This is a genomic window from Bradyrhizobium sp. NAS96.2 (assembly GCF_001908235.1).
Lineage (GTDB): Bacteria > Pseudomonadota > Alphaproteobacteria > Rhizobiales > Xanthobacteraceae > Bradyrhizobium.
In genome coordinates, this window is the sequence record NZ_LGHK01000198.1 from 1 (window position 1) to 17,466 (window position 17,466).

The following is a 17,466-nucleotide window of genomic DNA, read 5'->3' on the forward strand; positions in this document are numbered from 1 at the left end:
GGCTTCAGCCACTTCGTTACCTCCATGACTGCTCCGATTGCTTCCGGCTGGAGCGTTTGCCGGGTGGGGTTTGCACCCACTGGAAAGCGCCGCCTTCTCACGGCGCACACCCCGAGCGGACATTATTTGAAAAATGCTGTATCGTGACCGCACCACAACATTAGGGAGCGTCGATAGCATGAGCGGCACGTTCTCGGGGCAAGCAGCTTCTCCTTTCGCACCGCTATTGATTCCTTTCGCGTCTGGCGAGACATTCCACACCGGCCGCCTCGGCATTCAATGGAAAATTGACGGTGCTCAAACCGGCGGCCGCTTCTCCGTAGTTCATCATCAATTACCGCCCCGCACGTTGGCGGCGCCCTTGCATCGTCACCATCGCGAAGATGAGCATTCCTATGTGTTGACAGGAATGTTCGGGGCGCTGCTGGGCGACCACGTCGTCACAGCTGAACCAGGCACCTGGGTTTTCAAGCCGCGCGAGCAGTGGCATACGTTCTGGAACTCGGGTGACACTCCCTGCGAGATCATCGAAGTCATTTCACCTGGTGGTTTCGAAGACTACTTTCGCGAATTGCGCGCTATCTGGCCCGACAGAAGCAAGGCTGGCCCGCTTCTCACGAAGTATGAATTGGACATGGACTACGACAGCGTACCCGGCTTGTGCGCGCGATTCCGTTTGATTTGACCCGACGACAGCGTTCATTCGCATTGATGCGAGCCAGAAGTCTGCCGCTTTTTATGTCTGAAACTGGCCCATCGCGACATTATTGCGCCGCCGCATAAACTTAGTCGCTAAGGGAGCAAAGCGGACGTAGTCTGCGTTGCATCACGCGGCCAGGCTTTATGGGTACACCGGCCTAATTGAAATGTCTTCATTTTGCGCCTGACTACAGTGAAACGCCGCCCCTTTAGAAGCCGAATGCGATCGCCCTGCCCTACAGCGTCTGCACGTCGACCACGCCCGCGACCGCCTTGATCGCGCCGGCGATCTGCGGCGAGACCTTGTAGCGGCCGGGCAGCTTCATCTCGACCTCGGTTTCAAGGTCCAGCATCATCACCAGCGAGACGTCGCCGTCCGCCCCCCGCCATCGGTGCTGCCGGCGCGGCTGCCGGCTTCACCACAGGCGCCTTTGCGGGACCGCCCGGGGCCGGCGCGGCGTCCGGCATGTTGAGGCGGCGGGCGATCGAATCCAGCGGCTTGGTGTCGCGCACGAAGATCCGCAGGCCCTTTTGCGTCTTGGCCGCGGCATGATCGAGCGGCTCGGCGTGCAGCACCCTCGCCCGCACATCCTCGCCCTGCAGCTCGGCGCCGAGTTGCAGCAGCACGGCTGCGCCCGGCTCAAGCACGTCGCGGTACTGCGCCAATCCTTCTGAGAACAGCACTGCCTCGAAATGGCCGGTCGGATCCGACAGGCCCATGATGCCCATCTTGTTGCCAGTCTTGGTGCGCCGCTCCATGCGCGACACCACGGTTGCCGCGACCTTACCCGCGGTGGCGCCGGTCTTCACCGCGCGCGAGAACTCCGCCCAGGATTGCACCCGCAGCCGCTTCAGCGCGGTGGCGTAGTCGTCGAGCGGATGACCCGACAGGAAGAAGCCGATCGCATCATACTCGCGCCGCAACCGGTCCGCCGGCAGCCACGGCTCGACCTGCGGCAGGATGATGCTGGGCGCGTCCGGCGCGCTGCCGAACATGTCGTTCTGGCCCGAGGTCGCCGCCTCGTGGCTGCGCTGGCAGGCGGCAAGGATCGCATCGGCGCCGGCGAAGACGCGGGCCCGGTTCGGGTCCAGCGTGTCGAAGGCGCCGGCCGCCGCAAGACTTTCGATGATCCGCTTGTTGACGGCGCGCGGGCTTACCCGCGCCGCGAAATCGGCCAGCGAGGTGAAGGCGCCCTTCTTGTTGCGCTCCTCGATGATCTGCTCCACCGCCTGGATACCGACGCCCTTCAGCGCGGCGAGCGCGTAGTAGATCGTGTTGCCGCTGACCTCGAAGGTCGGGCCGGAGCGGTTGATGTTGGGCGCCTCGACCTTGATGCCGAGCCGCTGCGCCTCGGAGCGGAATTCGGACAACTTGTCGGTGTTGTTGAGTTCCAGCGTCATCGACGCCGCGAGGAACTCGACCGGGTAATGCGCCTTCATGTAGGCGGTGTGGTACGACACCAGCGCATAGGCCGCCGCGTGGCTCTTGTTGAAGCCGTAGTCGGCGAACTTGGCGAGCAGCTCGAAGATCGTCTCCGCCTGCCCCTTCGCCACGCCGTTCTTCATCGCGCCGGCGACGAAGATGTCGCGCTGCTTGTCCATCTCGGCGCGGATCTTCTTGCCCATCGCGCGGCGCAGCAGGTCGGCCTGGCCGAGCGAGTAGCCCGCCATCTGCTGCGCGATCTGCATCACCTGTTCCTGGTAGATGATGACGCCGAAGGTCTCCTTCAGGATCGGCTCCAGGATCGGATGCAGATATTCCGATTCCTCGTCGCCGTGCTTGCGCGCGCAATAGGTCGGGATGTTCGCCATCGGGCCCGGGCGATACAGCGCCACCAGCGCGATGATATCCTCGAAGCGGTCCGGCCGCATGTCGATCAGCGCGCGCCGCATGCCCTGGCTTTCCACCTGGAACACGCCGACCACATCGCCGCGCGCCAGCATCTGGTAGCTCGGCGCATCGTCGATCGGCAGCGTCGCGAGGTCGACATGGACGTCGCGCTGCTTGAGCAGCTTGACCGCGACGTCGAGCACCGTCAGCGTCTTCAGACCGAGGAAGTCGAACTTCACGAGCCCCGCCGGCTCGACCCATTTCATGTTGAACTGGGTGACCGGCATGTCGGATTTCGGATCGCGGTACATCGGCACCAGCTCGCTCAGCGGCCGGTCACCGATCACGATACCCGCGGCGTGGGTCGAGGCGTGGCGCGTCAGACCCTCGAGGCGCTGCGCGATGTCGAAGGCACGCGCCACCACCGGATCCTCGTCGCGGAACGCCTGCAGCTTCGGCTCGCCCTCGATCGCCTGCGCCAGCGTCACCGGCGCGGCGGGATTTTGCGGCACCAGCTTGGTCAGCTTGTCGACCTGCCCGTACGGCATCTGCAGCACGCGCCCGACGTCGCGCAGCACGCCGCGCGCCTGCAACGTACCGAAGGTGATGATCTGCGCCACCTGGTCGCGGCCGTAGCGCTCCTGCACGTACTGGATCACCTCGCCGCGGCGGTCCTGGCAGAAGTCGATGTCGAAGTCCGGCATCGAGACGCGTTCCGGATTGAGGAAGCGCTCGAACAGCAGCGCGAACCGCATCGGATCGAGGTCAGTGATGGTGAGCACCCATGCGACCAGCGAGCCCGCGCCGGAGCCGCGGCCCGGTCCGACCGGAATGCCCTGCGCCTTCGCCCATTTGATGAAGTCCGACACGATCAGGAAGTAACCCGCGTATTTCATGCGGGTGATGACGTCGAGCTCGAAGGCCAGCCGCTTGCTGTAGTCCTCCTCCGTCATGCCCGGCGAGAGACCGTGCACCCGGAGACGATTCGCGAGCCCCTCCTCGGCCTGGCGCTTCAGCTCGGCGGCCTCGTCGGCGGCGGCATCGGAACTCTGTGCGGCACCGACCGTGAAGAACGGCAGGATCGGCTTGCGGGTCTTCGGCCGGAACGAGCAGCGCTCGGCGATCTCCACCGTCGAGGCCAGCGCCTCCGGAATGTCGGCGAACAGCACCGCCATTTCCGCGCGGGTCTTGAAGCGGTGATCCGGGGTCAATTGCTCGCGGTTGGTCTCGGCGATCAGGTGGCCGCCAGCGATGCACAGCAGCGCGTCATGCGATTCGTAGTCGTCGCTGCTGGCGAAATACGGCTCGTTGGTCGCAACCAGCGGCAGGCCCTTCGCATAGGCGAGATCGATCAGGCCGCCTTCGGTGCGGCGCTCCTTGTCGATGCCGTGGCGTTGCAATTCGATGTAGACGCGATCGCCAAACAGGCCGGCCAGGCGTTCGCAGCGCGTGGCCGCCAGCGCCGCCTGCTCGGCGCGCAGCGCCAGCGCGATCGGCCCGTCGGGCCCCCCGGTGAGCGCGATCAGGTCTTCGGCGTTGTCGGCGAGCCAGTCGAGCTTGATGTGCGGCGTGTGGTTGACCGGCGTCTCCAGGAACGCCCGCGAGTTCAGCCGCATCAGGTTCTGGTACCCGCGCTCACGTGCCGCCAGCAGCACGATTCGCGTAGGTCCGGTCGTCGCCAGGATGCTCCGCGTATTGGGGTCGACATCGCCGAAATCCACCGCAACCTCGCAGCCGACGATCGGCTGGATGCCGTAGCCGGCCATCTTGTCGGAGAATTCCAGCGCCCCGAACATGTTGTCGGTATCGGTGAGCGCCAGCGCCGGCTGGCGGTCGGCCTTCGCGAGCTCGCCGAGCTTGGCGATCTTGATCGAGCCCTTCAGCAGCGAATAGGCGGAATGAACGTGAAGATGAACGAATCCGGCATTCGGCATGGCTGCTTAGGGGATCTCTTGCGTCAGGGATGGAGCGAGTGCCAAAGCCGGAGCTCGGAAGCGTCAGACCCGACTCGCATCCCCATCGTGGGGCCTTCACCCTGCCAAGTCCACGCCGAACGCGGCGTGGCGGCGGGTCCTCCCGCTTTTCCCCAGGGGGACATTGAAGGGGACATTGGAGGGGTCACCAAAGGCGAGCTATGCCCCTGCCCCCGCGCGCACATTTTCAGAACTGGGTGATCAGCTGGGCCCAAACCGCGATCATCCCGACGAACAGCGTGATCGATGCCAGCGCTGCAGCTTCCTGCACGAAAATCTTCAACATGGCCGCTCTCCCTGAACTGGAACGTATGCAGAACATTGTTCCTTTTTTGTTCTTGGAGTCAAGCAGGCGTATTGGGTCAGTTTGAAAACTGCCCTCGAAACAATTCGCTTGGTTAATTCGGCTGATTAGGCGGAAAGATCACGCCGAGACGTGACGGGGACGCACTCCAATTCCGAGGCATCACGATGCAGGACCAGCCGTAAGGCTGGTGTCAGCCAGAAATGCTTAGATGCAGCCACTGCAACATGGAGAGAACAGTTACCGCCCGGCAGCCTTGCGGTTGCCGGGCGTTGTTCATTTGTCTCCGACAAATTCGGAAATAAAAGTTCCCCTCGTCAGGCTCGCGTAAGCCGGCGCAGCTAACCGTTAAGCCGCGCTGAGTTCTCAGCTCAGCGAAAAGCATGCCCTTGCTTGGGAGCCTCATCCGTTGGAAACGACGGGTGAGGCTTTTCCATTCGTCCGAATTTGCCGCGTCGGGTGTCCTAGCTGGGATAGCCCCGAACAGTTGCCGCCCGCGCCGGGCGCTCTTCTATCCGTGATCCTGATAGTGTCGAAAGGTGGCGCGCGTACTCGGATTGCGTCCACGATGCAGCCAAGACCAATAGCGGGCTCGACTTCGCCGATTTCGATTGATGGTCCAGGCTCGGTCATTGCTCAGGTAGGAGGATCCGCCGAGCCAACAAAAAACCCCGGGCCGAAGCCCGGGGTTTTCGATGCCGCTTGGATCAAGCGAGCAATCAGTATCAGTACTTGGCGATGATCGGGCCACCGAACTTGTAGTTCAGACGGCCGAGGACCATGTCGGTGTCGCCACCGGTGTGGAAGCCAGCAACGGCAACACCAGCCGGGGTGACGAAGGTCGCGCCGTGGGTGTCTTCGAAGATGTGGTTGTATTCCACGCCGAGCGACCAGCCCTGCGAGAAGGCGAATTCGAGGCCAACACCGACCGTCGGGCTCCAACGGGTGTCGAAGCCGGTCGAGGACGCCAGGGCGCCGCCCGGTGCCAGGAACTGGTAGTTGCGATCGGTGACCGCAGCACCGCCCTTGGCGTACAGCAGGACGTTGTTCCAGGCGTAGCCGATCTGACCGGTGAACAGGCCGAACGCGTCCGTCTTCGAGCGAACGGTGCCGCCCGGGACGAGCAGGTTGCCGGTGCTGCCGGTGAAGTCAGCCCAGTTGCCCTGAGCTTCCAGACCCCAGACCCAGCCGCCGGTCTGCCAGCGGTAGCCGATCTGGCCACCGACGGTGCCGCCGTTGGCGTCGTAGCTGCCGACGCTGCCGACACCATCGACCGAACGGTTGTCGTGGCTCTGGCCCCAACCACCGTTGATACCGATGTAGAAGCCGGTCCAATCATAAACAGCGGCAACCATGGGCGGCGGAGCCTTGGTGTAAGGGCGAGCCGCGAGGTCAGCCGCGGAAGCAGCCGTCGCGCTGAGCGCAATCATGCTGGCGGTGACAAGCAAAATCTTTTTCATTTTCCCGTTCCAACTTTTTCTACAGGCCCCCAAGGCCGCGAGACACCGTCATAGCACCCCTCGACAGAATTGCTGTAACTTCGCTGCAACAGGCAGGGCCAAACGACTTCGCTCAAATTTGAAGTTAATACTGTATTACAAGCACTTCTTGGAACTTTTGCCACATAACTGCCGCAGAAACTTCACAATTCAAAAACCGCGCGCGCCGCGACCCGCAAGATCGTGTTGACCGGAACCGGCTTGTCCGATTTGGATCGTCGCCAAGATCGAATCTTCGCAGCGATAAGGAATGCACATGCGGACGATGATTCTGGCTGCTGCGGCGTCTGCGGTCGCGCTCGCATCGCTTGGTACGGCGCCCTCGCATGCGGTCGGCGTCCGCTACCCGTTCTGCATCCAGGGCGACCGCTATCCCGGCCTGAGCAACTGCTCCTATCCCTCCTATGAGGCGTGCCTGGCCACGGCATCGGGCATCGGGCAGAACTGCATCGCCAACCCTTATTATGCCGGCGATAACGACCCGCGCTCCTATCTGCACGTCCCCCCGCGGGATCGTCGCGAGGGCAATTTCTTCGATCTGTTCTTCACTGACCGCTGATGCGGCCGAGATCAGCGCGGGAATGTGAGTTGATGCATCACCCATGCCGGTGCCTGTTCGCGCCATGAGCGTCGCTGACGCCTGATTGACTGGAGATTCCGATGCGCAGCCTGATTCCGGCGCTATTCCCGGCAGTTTTGGCTTTGGGTACCGTCGCCAGCGCACCAGCTAACGCCCAGAAATACGACACGACCTCGCCGGTCTGCAAAACCAACTACCGCTGGGGCGGTGAGGATACCGACTGCGGCTACACGTCGCTGGCGCAGTGCCAGGCATCGGCGTCAGGCCTTGCCGCGATCTGCATCAACAACCCCTATTATGCCGGGCCGCCGAGTGGCGGCCGCTCGCGCGAGCCTGGCCGCGCGCGGCGCTCCGGATATTGAGGATGAGAGCCTTCCCGCTTCGATTAAACGGGACGAAAAAATATTTTAGTTCAATGTCTTGACGCACGATCTTAACGCAAGCCGTTAGCCACTTCACGTGAGGACGGCTTACTCGAGCTCGACGACCTGCCCGTTCGACAGCGAGACGCGGCGATCCATCCGCGCGGCGAGCTCCATGTTGTGGGTCGCGATCAGCATCGCGACCCGGGTCGCCTTCACCAATTGCATCAGCGCGTTGAAGACGTGATCGGCGGTTGCCGGATCCAGATTTCCGGTCGGCTCGTCCGCAAACAGCACCCGCGGTGCGTTGGCAACCGCGCGCGCGATCGCCACGCGTTGCTGTTCGCCGCCCGACAGCTCGGCCGGACGATGGGTGATGCGGTCGCCGAGCCCGAGATAGGCGAGGATCTCGGTCGCCCGTTTCACCGTTTCGGAGCGCTTCAGGCCACGAATCATCTGCGGCAGCATGACGTTCTCGAGCGCCGAGAACTCCGGCAGAAGCCGGTGCGATTGATAGACGAAGCCGATATCGGAGCGGCGAATCTGCGTGCGGTCGACGTCGGACATCTGCGAGGTCGGCGTACCCGCGACATAGACCTCGCCGTCGTCCGGGCTCTCGAGCAGGCCGGCGATGTGCAGCAGCGTCGACTTGCCGGAACCTGAGGGCGCCACCAGCGCCACGGATTGACCGGGCCACAGCGCGAGCTTGGCGCCGTTCAGGACCGTCAGCGTCGCCTCGCCCTGCCTGTATTCCCGCTTGATATCATGAAGATAGACGACCGGTACGTCTTCCGCCCCCTCCGCCATGTGGGCTCCTTATTCGTACCGGAGCGCTTCGACCGGATCGAGGCGCGCGGCGCGCCACGACGGGTAGAGCGTCGCAAGGAAGGACAGCGTCAGAGCCATGATCACGACGGCGAGAGTCTCGCCGAAATCGACCTCGGCCGGAAGCTTGGAGAGGAAATACAATTCGGGCGAGAACAGCTCGGTGTTGGTGAGCCATGACAGGAACTGCCTGATCGATTCGATGTTCAGGCAGATCAGCATACCGACCGCAAAGCCGGTCAGCGTTCCGACCACGCCGATCGAGGCACCGGTGATCAGGAATATCCGCATGATCGAGCCTTGCGAGGCGCCCATGGTGCGCAGGATCGCGATGTCCTGCCCCTTGTCCTTCACCAGCATGATCAAGCCGGAGACGATGTTGAGCGCCGCGACCAGCACGATCATGGTCAGGATCAGGAACATCACGTTGCGCTCGACCTGCAACGCATTGAAGAACGTCGAATTGCGCTGCCGCCAGTCGACCAGGAAGACCGGCCGCCCGGCCGCCTCCGTCACCAGCTTGCGGTAGGTGTCGATCTTGTCCGGATTGGTGGTGAACACCTCGATCGAGGACACGTCATTGTTGCGATTGAAATAGGCCTGCGCTTCGGCGAGCGGCATGAACACGAAGGTCGAGTCATATTCCGACATGCCGATCTCGAACACGGCGGTGATCTTGTACGGCTTGATGCGCGGCGTGGTGCCCATCGGCGTCACCGCGCCTTTCGGCGAGACCAGCGTGATCATGTCGCCGGCATGCAGCGAGAGCTGGTCGGCGAGCCGGCGGCCGATCGCGACCCCCTGCCCCTCGTCAAACCCCTCGAGCGTGCCCTGCTTGACGTTCTTGGCGATCGAGGTGAGGTTGTTGAGATCGTCGGCGCGGATGCCGCGGATGAACACGCCGGCGGCGTTGAACGGCGATGATCCGAGCCCCTGCCCGTCCACGACCGGCGCGGCGAGGCGAATGCCCTGGACCTGGCTGATACGGTCGGCGACGTCCTTCCAGTCGGTCAGCGGCGATTCCAGCGGCTGCACCAGAAGGTGGCCGTTGAGGCCAAGGATCTTGTCGAGCAATTCCTTGCGGAAGCCGTTCATGACGGCCATCACCACGATCAGCGTGGCAACGCCGAGCATGATGCCGAGGAACGAAAAGCCGGCGATGACCGAAATGAAGCCTTCCTTGCGCCGCGCGCGCAGATAGCGTCCGGACAGCAGCCATTCGAATGGCGCAAAAGGCGGGGTACGGACTGGCTCGCTCATGGTCTCATCCATCTCTCGATAATCCCATGATTCGGGCCAAATGTGGCCGGATTACCCCGCCGATCGCGCGGCGTGAATAAACTTTAACCCGCGAGCTTCGCGACGACGTCGGCGGGGCTCATATTGTCGCGTGAACCATCGCTGCGGCGCTTCACCTCTACCTTGCCCTCCGCAAGCCCCTTCGGCCCGACCAGAATCTGCCAGGGAATGCCGATCAGATCGGCCGCGGCGAACTTGGCGCCGGCACGCTGATCGGTGTCGTCGTAGAGCACATCGACGCCCTTCGCCGAGAGCTCGCGGTAGAGCTGCTCACAGGCGCCGTCGACCGCGGCATCGCCCTGCTTGAGGTTGAGGATCGCGGCGCGGAACGGCGCAACCGCTTCGGGCCACTTGATGCCCGCGTCGTCGTGACAAGCCTCGATGATCGCACCGACCAGACGCGACACGCCGACGCCATAGGAACCGCCATGGATCGGCACGTCGACGCCATCGGGCCCGGCCACCATCGCCTTCATGGTGTCGGAATATTTGGTGCCGAAATAGAAGATCTGGCCGACTTCGATGCCGCGGGTGTTCAGCCGCTTTGCTTCGGGCACTTCCTGCTCGAAGCGCGCAGCCTCGTGAACATCTTCGGTCGCAGCATAGACCGAGGTCCACTGCTTGATGATCGGCGTGAGGTCGCCGTCGTAATCGACGTCCTCGCCCGGCACCGGCAGATCCAGCACATCACGATTGATGTAGACGCCGGACTCACCCGTCTCCGCGAGCACGATGAATTCGTGGCTGAGGTCGCCGCCGATCGGGCCGGTCTCGGCGCGCATCGGGATCGCCTTCAGGCCCATCCGCGCGAAGGTGCGCAGATACGCAACGAACATCTTGTTGTAGGAGCGCCGGGCGCCGGCCTCGTCGAGGTCGAACGAATAGGCATCCTTCATCAGGAATTCGCGGCCGCGCATCACGCCGAAGCGCGGACGCTGCTCGTCGCGGAACTTCCACTGGATATGGTAGAGGTTGAGCGGCAGGTTCCTGTAGGACTTGACGTAGGAGCGGAAGATCTCCGTGATCATTTCCTCGTTGGTCGGCCCGTACAGCAGCTCGCGCTTGTGGCGATCGAGGATGCGCAGCATCTCCGGGCCGTAGGCATCGTAACGGCCGCTCTCACGCCAGAGATCGGCAAGCTGCAGCGTCGGCATCAAGAGTTCGAGGGCACCGGCGCGGTCCTGTTCCTCGCGCACGATCTGCTCGATCTTCTTCAGCACCCGGAAGCCGAGCGGCAGCCAGGCATAGATGCCGGCGGCCTCCTGTCGCATCATGCCCGCGCGCAGCATCAGCCGATGCGAGACGATCTCCGCCTCTTTCGGATTTTCTTTCAGGATGGGCAGGAAAAACCGCGACAATCGCATGGCGTTACTCGGGAATCAGGAAAGCGTGGGAAGAGCTGCAGTGAAACCGGATCGGCTGTGAAAACACAAGGCCGCCGAATGACAAAAACCCTTCAAATCAGGCGATTTTCGGCCATTTGAACGATTTGCGTCCCGCCGAAGTGCCCGGCGCACAGATCGTGCGCTTACCTGACCTCGAAATCGTCTTCCAGTGTCACTTTCTTGAAATCGGACACCAGAGCGTCGATCTGCATGTGCCAGCGGCCCGGGACCGGCAACGGGACCTTCTTCACGTGCCAGTAGCCGTCAGATCCGAGCGCGGCGCTGCGTTCCAACGGCTCGATGCCGCGATCCGGCAAGCTCAGCGTCAGCGTCGCCTCCTTGGCCGCAAACGGGCTGGCATCGCCGTTCATCAGCTGCAGCACGAAATCGTTCTGCCCGACCTTGCCCGGTGCGATCAGCACCTGGAACATTGCGGCATCGGTGTGGATGTGGACCGCGAGCGGAACGTCGTCCGACATTGCCAGCACGCGCGGCGGCGGCGTGAAGCGCCACAATGCGACGAGACCGAGGATCGCGATCATGAGCACGAATTCGAGCGCGATCGAGCGTTGCAGCGGCCGCGTCCGGTGAAACTCGCGCGCAATGGCCGGCGTGAATATCAATCGGTTCAGCGCGGCGAGCCCGAGCAGCAGCGCCACCAGCACAAGCTTCGCCATCAGGACGTTGCCATACTCGGTGTCGATCAACGCGCCAAAGCTTTCGAGCTGGACGATCGCGAGCGCCAGGCCCGACAGGACAATCAACGCGACGACCGGCACCGCCACCATCGAAAACCGCCGCAGCACCCGGAGCAGCGAGTCCTTGCGCTGCCAGGCAAGCACGGCCAGCGGCGCGAGCGCGCCCATCCAGAAGGCGAGGCCGACGCCGTGGATGAACAGCGCGGTCCGCGTCAGCCATTGCGGTGAGGCGGTGGCGGCATGGCCGCTGACGGCAAACGACAGTCCGACACAGATCATGGCGACCGCAGTGCGGATAAAGGCTGCGCTGAATGACGGGCTGCGCCACGCAATCGCCGCGATCAGCATCGCGGCGATCGCGAGCAGCAGGGCGGGAAACAGGCTGGTGCCGGCAGCACTGGCCCACGCCGCCCATGTCAGGAGGCCCGTGAGCGGCAGGTTCAGCAGGTCGACGCCCTGCAGGCCAAGCGAGGCAACCGCGCCGAGGAGGCCGATCTTGAGCGACCACATGATCAGCCGCTCGCCCGCCGGTCCCTGCCCGATCCAGGCGGCAAAGAACACGCCGCCGACGCCGGCAAACAGCCCCAGATAGAACCCGAGCCGCGCCAGCCAGATCAGCGCATGGAGCACGCCGTCGCCTGACGGCGCCGCCGAGCCGGTGACGACGCCGATCGAGAACAGCAATGAACCCGCAACCGGATGGCCGTCCTGCGACACCACGCGATAGCTGATCACTTGCGTGCCCTGCGGCAGGCCCGCCGGCAGGTTCACCATCACCGATTGATCGACGGCGCGGATCGCGACGTCGCGCGGCTTGCCCGCCGCATCGAGCAGGCTGACCGCAGTCGGCGCCACCGCTTCGTTGAAACGAAGCACCACCGTCTTCGGTGCTTCCGCCACCACGCTGCCGTCCGCCGGCTCGGCACCGATCAGGACGGCATGCGCATGGGCCGTGGTCGCAAGACACAGCGCCAGGAGCAGCGCAGCTAGCGTTGCGACCAGCCGCATGGCTTTAAGACTTCGGCAGCAGCTTGACGCCGGGCGCCGGCGTCTTGCTGCCATGGTCGTGCCCGCCGCCCTGCCCCTCGGCCGGGATGTCGATCCAGCGGCTGACGCCCTGCTCGCATTCCTGCACGACCGGGAAATAGAGCACGGTGTTCGGCTTCAGCATATCGGTGAGGAACGTCTGCATCACGAACTCGTCGTAGTTCTTGTCCGCAAGCTTGCCACCGCTCCAGGCGACTTCCTTGACGCCCTCGGAGAGCTTGGCGCCGTGGTAGTCGTATTCGGCGGCGTATTTTCCGGTGACCGTATCGAGAGTCCAGCCGGGCTTCGGCATCGGCTTCACCCCGATCACGCCTTCCGGAATCTGCACGCGGATCTTGATCGTCGCCGATCCTGCACAACCGTGCGGCACGGCGAACACCGCCTTGTAGTACGAACCGACCGGAGCCTGCTTTCCTTCAAGCGTGATATGGGCGATCGCCGGCGACGCTGCGAGCAGCGCCGCTGTTGCGATGAGGAACGTGGGTGATCGCATGGCGCCCTCACATCTTCTTCATGTCCATGTGACCGGAATGGTCGCCATGGCCGGAGTGATCGCTGCCACCCGGCGCCTGCGCGCCGACGGCCTGCACGTCGAGCGAGACCGCGACCTTGCCGGCCTTCTCGAATTCGAGCGTGACCGGAACCTTGTCGCCCTGCTTCAGCGGGCTCTTCAGGTCGAACATCATCAGATGGAAGCCGCCGGGCGCGAGCTTTACGGTCTTGCCGGGCTCGATGGCCAGTCCCTTGTCGAGCGCGCGCATCTTCATGACGCCATTGTCCATCGACATCTCGTGGACTTCGACCTTGCCGGCGACATCGGCTGAGCCTGAAACCAGACGGTCGGGCGTCGTCCCCTTGTTCTCGATCGTCAGGTAGCCGCCGCCGATCTTGGCGCCGTTCGGCGTCGCGCGCGTCCACGCCTGCGTGATCACGAGGTCGCCGGCCTTGACGTCCTCGGCGCGCGCGGACGTGGACACAACAGCAGCAGTCAGCGCCGCGAGAGTGAGGATACGAGAGAGCGTCTTCATGGCGACGGATTCCTTTCAGGTTGAAGTCGTCGTGTTATCGGATTGCTGCGGCCTGCGTGTCAGACCATTTGTTCAAATCGGCGATTTCGGCCGATCCTTCGATCGTCGTGATGGTCCCGTCCCGGGCGATCAGCATGGTTCGCGGGATATCGCCCTGCCAGGCCGGATCAATCTCAAATCTCAATCGTTCGGCGAAACCATCGCCGAAAATCCAGTTCTCGGCTGATGCGAGCCCCGCGCTATCCAGCATCGATCGCGTTGCCTGCGGCAGGTTTGGAACCAGGTCCGCGCTGATCGTCACGACGTCGATACCGGGGTGATCCTTCATGAACCGGCCGAGCTGCGGCAGCTCGACCTTGCATGGTCCGCAGGTCACGCCCCAAAAATGCACCAGGGTCGGATGGCCGGCATGGGCATGCAGCAGCTTCTGCCAGCTGCCGCGTTCGAACGGCTTTGGCGCGCCCTCGCCTGCCGCGAGTGCGGACGGCAGCGTTGCGAGCACGATCAGAACAGCGAGAAAACGGCGTTTCATGGTTCGCCCTCGATCGCCTGAAAATGGTAGCCGTCGGCCTTCGTCATCCACGACAGGTAGGTTTGCCGGTGGTCGGTCACGAGCAACGGATGGTCGGAGCTGTCGGTGGTGTCCGCGACAACAGTCGGTTTCGACCAGGTTGCTCCGTCGTCGTGCGAGGTCATCAGATTGATCGATGTCTTTTGCCCGTCGAATTCCTTCCAGGCCATCACCAGCCCCTGCGGGCCCGCGATCACCTGCGGCCGTGACGGGCTTCGGTTCAGTTCGCCAATCGGAAGCGGATCGGAGAAGGTTTTGCCGCCATCGCGTGACCGTGCGTAGAACAGCCCCTTGCGTGCCTTGCCGTTGGTGTACCACGTCACGTGATAGGTTCCCGCGGGCGAAATGGTCAGGCTGGGACCATGATGCGGACATGCCGCGATCTGCCAGTCGTCGCGGCTCACCCGATGCAACTCGCCTGATCTGGCCAGGTCGGTGAACGTCACGATCGCATGGTCGCGTACACCGCCATCGAAGATGTTGCGAAACGCCACCACCGGATGGCCTGCGCCATCGAACGCCAAAGCGAGCCGGCAGCACTCGCAGGTGTTGTCAGCCGCCATCCGCGCGTCGGAATAGGTCGCACCACCGTCCTTCGATGACGCGAAGAACAGTCCGGCACCGTCATACTTCTCGCCACGCTGCTGCGCCGGCACACGGTTGCGCTTGTCGAGCCAGACCGCGAATACGGCGCCGGCAGGATCGAAGCCGATCGCCTCGAAGCGCTGGCTCTCGTTGTTTGCAGTGATCGGCTTCGGGGGATCAAAGCTGTGGCCGCCATCGGTCGAGCGCGTGGTCAGCACCTGGCCATTGAAGGCCTGATCGCGAAAGATCGAGAACGCCAGCGCGATGTCTCCCTTGGCATCGATCGCAAGCTTCGGCCGCGCGTCCGGTCCCCAATCCAGGTTGAGCCGGTCCCGCGTCACCTGCACCGGCGCGGAAAAGCTCTTGCCCTGATCCTTCGAGCTCGCGACGGAGATCTGGCCTCCGGCCCTCCACGCCAGCCATAGCGTTCCGTCCGGGGCAAAGGCGGGAGTGACCTTGCTCGCGCAACGCAGGACGGTTTCCTCACACGCCGCTTCCGAAGCGTGCTGATGGCTCATCTGCGCGTCGGCGAGGTGCGGCAAGGCTCCGAGCATGGCTGCCGCGAGCACTGTCCGAGCCACAGATTTGCGAGAAATCATCGATGCGCTCCTCATTTGAACGCAATCTTCATGCCCGCGACGAACGCCCGCGGCGAACCGGCATAAATCGAGTTGGGGTTGTTCGCCAGTATGCTCGCAGGATTTTGAACGCCTGCCGCCGTCACCGAGTTCGTAATGTTGTTCGCCGAAGCCACGTAGGTTCGATCGAACACATTCCGCACCTCGAAGAACAGGTTCAGAGTCTTGAAGTAGTCGGAGATCAGATCGGTCTTGTAGTGCAGGTTGAGGTTGACGAGCTCGTAGCCGGGCGCCCTCAGGAGATTGGCGTTGTCCATGTAGAAGCCATCCTTCCACTGGACTTCGACGAACCCGCCGAGCCCCTGGAACGGACCCGACATCTGGTCGTAGCCAAGCCGCGTCGTGAGCTCGTTCGGCGAAATGCCGGGAATCTTGTTGCCGGCGCGATTGAAGCTGAACACCGCGCCGTTGGTGATGTTCTCGACGTATTCCGTGTAGACCTCATCGAGATAGGTGTAGGCCGCCGAGAACCGCCAGCCCGGCAGGAACTTCCAGTCGGCGGCCAGTTCGACACCGCGATGTTCCGACCGCGGCGCATTGAACGTGTAAGAGACACCCGCGAGCGGCGTTGCCTGGGAGACCAGTTCATCCTTGAAGAACTCGTAGAATCCGGTGACGCTGACTTTGACCGCGTTGTTGGGCGTCCAATCCGCTCCGAGGTCGTAACCGAGATTCTTTTGCGTCCGCAGCTGGGTGTTGTTGCCCGACAAACCGTTCGGCAGGATGAACAGATTGCTGACCTGCGGCGTGCCATATCCCGTTGCCACGCGCCCGCGGAGTTGCCACTCGCTGTTCAGGCGGTAGAGCAGCGCGAGCTCAGGCGCAGTGTTCTGGAACTGCCGGTCTGCCGTCGTGATGGCTGTGGTCGTCGTCCCGGCCGCGCCAGTGTAGGTGTAGGCGGTGTTCCGCCCGGTGAGGTTGGTGGTCTCCCAGCCGATGCCGGCGACCGCCGTCAAGGCGGACGTGAGCTTCAGTTCCTCGCGCGCGCGAAGGCCGTAATTCGTCGTCGTGCTGAACAAATTGCTGGAGAGGCTGCCCAGCGTCGCATTACCGCCCGGCATTACATTGCGGGTGTCGCTCGAGGCCGTGAGCGTGTTGTAGAAGCCCCCGAAATAGGTCGTCGTATCCATTCCGAAGATATCGCCGCGCCTGACGATGTCGCTCATATAGTTGTACGACGGGAAATCGCCGATCGCGCTCGTCGATCCTGTCGGCTGGTTGATGTTGCGGTCGTCGAACACGAACTGGTTGCGCCAGGTGGTCTGGTTGTCGAAATCATGCTCCCAGCGACCGCCAACGATGGTGCGGCGATCGTCGCGCCCGAGGCCCGCCTGGACCGCGGTCTCCTTGTCGGTGCCCGCCGCCGAATTGAAACCGTTGTTGAACAAGGTCACGGTCCCGCATCCCGGCGCGGCGGTGGCTCCGGTCGTGCAGCCCTGCTGGAACGGGTTCTGGTTGAATTGGTTGAGCGACGAGCGGATCGGCAGGCGCGCCGTCAAATCGTTGTTGATCAGCTTGAACGTGAAACGGTCGTCCGGCGTCACCTGGAGGGTGCCGAGGAAGTTGACGGTCTGGGTGTTGAACCAGCTGTTGCCGATGTAGCCATCGCCGCGGGTGTCGCTCGCGAACAACGAGCCCTCGAAATTGCCGACCTTCTTGCCTGCGGCCAGATAGTTGTTGAGATAGCCGAAGCTGCCGCCGTCGACGCCATATTCGACGCCGTCGATCGTGCCGCCCGGCCGGGTCCGGAAATTCAGCGCACCACCGGTCGCGTAATTGCCGTAGAGCGCCGATGACGGGCCGCGGACCACGTCGATCGCGCCATAGGCATGCGGATCGATCAGATCGCTGCGCGACAGACCGTCCGGCTGGGTGACCGGGAACCCGTCATCGAAGATGACGAGGTTGCGGATGCCGAAGCCGTTGCGGGCATTCGAGCCGCGGATCGAGATCCCGAAGTCACGCGGGCCGTTGCCCTGCTTGATCGAGATACCCGGACTGTCCCGCAGCACATCGGCGACGGAGAACGATGGCCGGTTGTCGAACTGGCTGCGGTCGATGGTGGTCTGCGTCTGGCCGGCCGGCGCCTGGTTCAGACCGTTCCGGGCCGCTGCAGCGGTCTCTCCCGGCCTCGCGGCGCGG

The 17,466-nt window shown here is 63.4% G+C and carries 13 protein-coding genes and 1 pseudogene; 3 read left to right on the forward strand and 11 right to left on the reverse strand.

Translation table 11 applies throughout. From position 1 onward, the window contains the following. Positions 1-178 precede the first annotated feature (178 nt). Positions 179-685: a cupin domain-containing protein gene (locus tag AC628_RS33725; protein ID WP_083633242.1), complete on the forward strand. Its 507-nt coding sequence runs from the start codon at positions 179-181 to the stop codon at positions 683-685. A 250-nt stretch (positions 686-935) separates the two neighbouring features. Here AC628_RS33725 and dnaE read toward each other — a convergent pair. Next, positions 936-4,464 (reverse strand): annotated as a pseudogene (gene dnaE, locus AC628_RS33730) (DNA polymerase III subunit alpha). A 1,068-nt stretch (positions 4,465-5,532) separates the two neighbouring features. Then, positions 5,533-6,267: an outer membrane protein gene (locus AC628_RS33735; RefSeq protein ID WP_050423852.1), complete on the reverse strand. Its 735-nt coding sequence runs from the start codon at positions 6,265-6,267 to the stop codon at positions 5,533-5,535. A 295-nt stretch (positions 6,268-6,562) separates the two neighbouring features. Between AC628_RS33735 and AC628_RS33740 the strand changes: the two genes are divergently transcribed. Both AC628_RS33740 and AC628_RS33745 read left to right on the forward strand, forming a co-directional pair. Continuing rightward, positions 6,563-6,865: a DUF3551 domain-containing protein gene (locus tag AC628_RS33740; RefSeq protein ID WP_245321467.1), complete on the forward strand. Its 303-nt coding sequence runs from the start codon at positions 6,563-6,565 to the stop codon at positions 6,863-6,865. A gap of 101 nt (positions 6,866-6,966) precedes the next feature. Beyond that, a complete protein-coding gene (locus AC628_RS33745) occupies positions 6,967-7,248 on the forward strand; it encodes a DUF3551 domain-containing protein (protein ID WP_074131041.1) in 282 nt (93 codons plus the stop codon). Between the two features lie 108 nt (positions 7,249-7,356). On the opposite strand, the gene AC628_RS33750 is transcribed toward AC628_RS33745, so the two are convergent. The 9 genes from AC628_RS33750 to AC628_RS33790 all read right to left on the reverse strand — a co-directional run. Beyond that, positions 7,357-8,055 carry an ABC transporter ATP-binding protein gene (locus AC628_RS33750; RefSeq protein ID WP_050423854.1) on the reverse strand — a complete coding sequence of 233 codons (699 nt, stop codon included), beginning with the start codon at positions 8,053-8,055 and terminating at the stop codon, positions 7,357-7,359. A gap of 9 nt (positions 8,056-8,064) precedes the next feature. Then, complete coding sequence (locus tag AC628_RS33755; protein WP_074131042.1) at positions 8,065-9,345, reverse strand: lipoprotein-releasing ABC transporter permease subunit; 1,281 nt, start codon at positions 9,343-9,345, stop codon at positions 8,065-8,067. A gap of 71 nt (positions 9,346-9,416) precedes the next feature. Then, positions 9,417-10,736 carry a proline--tRNA ligase gene (gene proS, locus AC628_RS33760; RefSeq protein WP_074131043.1) on the reverse strand — a complete coding sequence of 440 codons (1,320 nt, stop codon included), beginning with the start codon at positions 10,734-10,736 and terminating at the stop codon, positions 9,417-9,419. A gap of 164 nt (positions 10,737-10,900) precedes the next feature. Then, positions 10,901-12,463, reverse strand: a complete 1,563-nt coding sequence (locus AC628_RS33765; protein ID WP_074131044.1) for a copper resistance CopC/CopD family protein — start codon at positions 12,461-12,463, stop codon at positions 10,901-10,903. Positions 12,464-12,467: 4 nt separating this feature from the next. Continuing rightward, entirely contained in the window at positions 12,468-12,995 is a 528-nt protein-coding gene (locus tag AC628_RS33770) for a YcnI family copper-binding membrane protein (RefSeq protein WP_074131045.1), read from the reverse strand. Between the two features lie 7 nt (positions 12,996-13,002). Beyond that, a complete protein-coding gene (locus tag AC628_RS33775; RefSeq protein WP_074131046.1) occupies positions 13,003-13,530 on the reverse strand; it encodes a copper chaperone PCu(A)C in 528 nt (175 codons plus the stop codon). Between the two features lie 34 nt (positions 13,531-13,564). Then, positions 13,565-14,062 carry a TlpA family protein disulfide reductase gene (locus tag AC628_RS33780; protein ID WP_074131047.1) on the reverse strand — a complete coding sequence of 166 codons (498 nt, stop codon included), beginning with the start codon at positions 14,060-14,062 and terminating at the stop codon, positions 13,565-13,567. Further along, the gene (locus tag AC628_RS33785; RefSeq protein WP_168193511.1) at positions 14,059-15,240 is read right to left on the reverse strand and encodes a sialidase family protein; all 1,182 of its coding nucleotides are present in this window, start codon (positions 15,238-15,240) and stop codon (positions 14,059-14,061) included. The genes AC628_RS33780 and AC628_RS33785 overlap by 4 nt, the downstream gene beginning before the upstream one ends. 56 nt (positions 15,241-15,296) lie before the next feature. Beyond that, positions 15,297-17,466 (reverse strand): TonB-dependent receptor family protein (locus AC628_RS33790; protein ID WP_245321469.1); only part of this gene is annotated, 2,170 nt, incomplete at its 5' end.

What these genes read in the sequence shown, in the direction of transcription:
- proS (WP_074131043.1), bottom strand. Translation starts at nt 10,736, where the DNA reads ATGCGATTGTCGCGGTTTTTCCTGCCCATCCTGAAAGAAAATCCGAAA.
- AC628_RS33780 (WP_074131047.1), bottom strand. Translation starts at nt 14,062, where the DNA reads ATGAAACGCCGTTTTCTCGCTGTTCTGATCGTGCTCGCAACGCTGCCG.
- AC628_RS33750 (WP_050423854.1), bottom strand. Translation starts at nt 8,055, where the DNA reads ATGGCGGAGGGGGCGGAAGACGTACCGGTCGTCTATCTTCATGATATC.
- AC628_RS33735 (WP_050423852.1), bottom strand. Translation starts at nt 6,267, where the DNA reads ATGAAAAAGATTTTGCTTGTCACCGCCAGCATGATTGCGCTCAGCGCG.
- AC628_RS33740 (WP_245321467.1), top strand. Translation starts at nt 6,563, where the DNA reads ATGCGGACGATGATTCTGGCTGCTGCGGCGTCTGCGGTCGCGCTCGCA.
- AC628_RS33745 (WP_074131041.1), top strand. Translation starts at nt 6,967, where the DNA reads ATGCGCAGCCTGATTCCGGCGCTATTCCCGGCAGTTTTGGCTTTGGGT.
- AC628_RS33775 (WP_074131046.1), bottom strand. Translation starts at nt 13,530, where the DNA reads ATGAAGACGCTCTCTCGTATCCTCACTCTCGCGGCGCTGACTGCTGCT.
- AC628_RS33785 (WP_168193511.1), bottom strand. Translation starts at nt 15,240, where the DNA reads ATGCTCGGAGCCTTGCCGCACCTCGCCGACGCGCAGATGAGCCATCAG.
- AC628_RS33765 (WP_074131044.1), bottom strand. Translation starts at nt 12,463, where the DNA reads ATGCGGCTGGTCGCAACGCTAGCTGCGCTGCTCCTGGCGCTGTGTCTT.
- AC628_RS33725 (WP_083633242.1), top strand. Translation starts at nt 179, where the DNA reads ATGAGCGGCACGTTCTCGGGGCAAGCAGCTTCTCCTTTCGCACCGCTA.
- AC628_RS33755 (WP_074131042.1), bottom strand. Translation starts at nt 9,345, where the DNA reads ATGGATGAGACCATGAGCGAGCCAGTCCGTACCCCGCCTTTTGCGCCA.
- AC628_RS33770 (WP_074131045.1), bottom strand. Translation starts at nt 12,995, where the DNA reads ATGCGATCACCCACGTTCCTCATCGCAACAGCGGCGCTGCTCGCAGCG.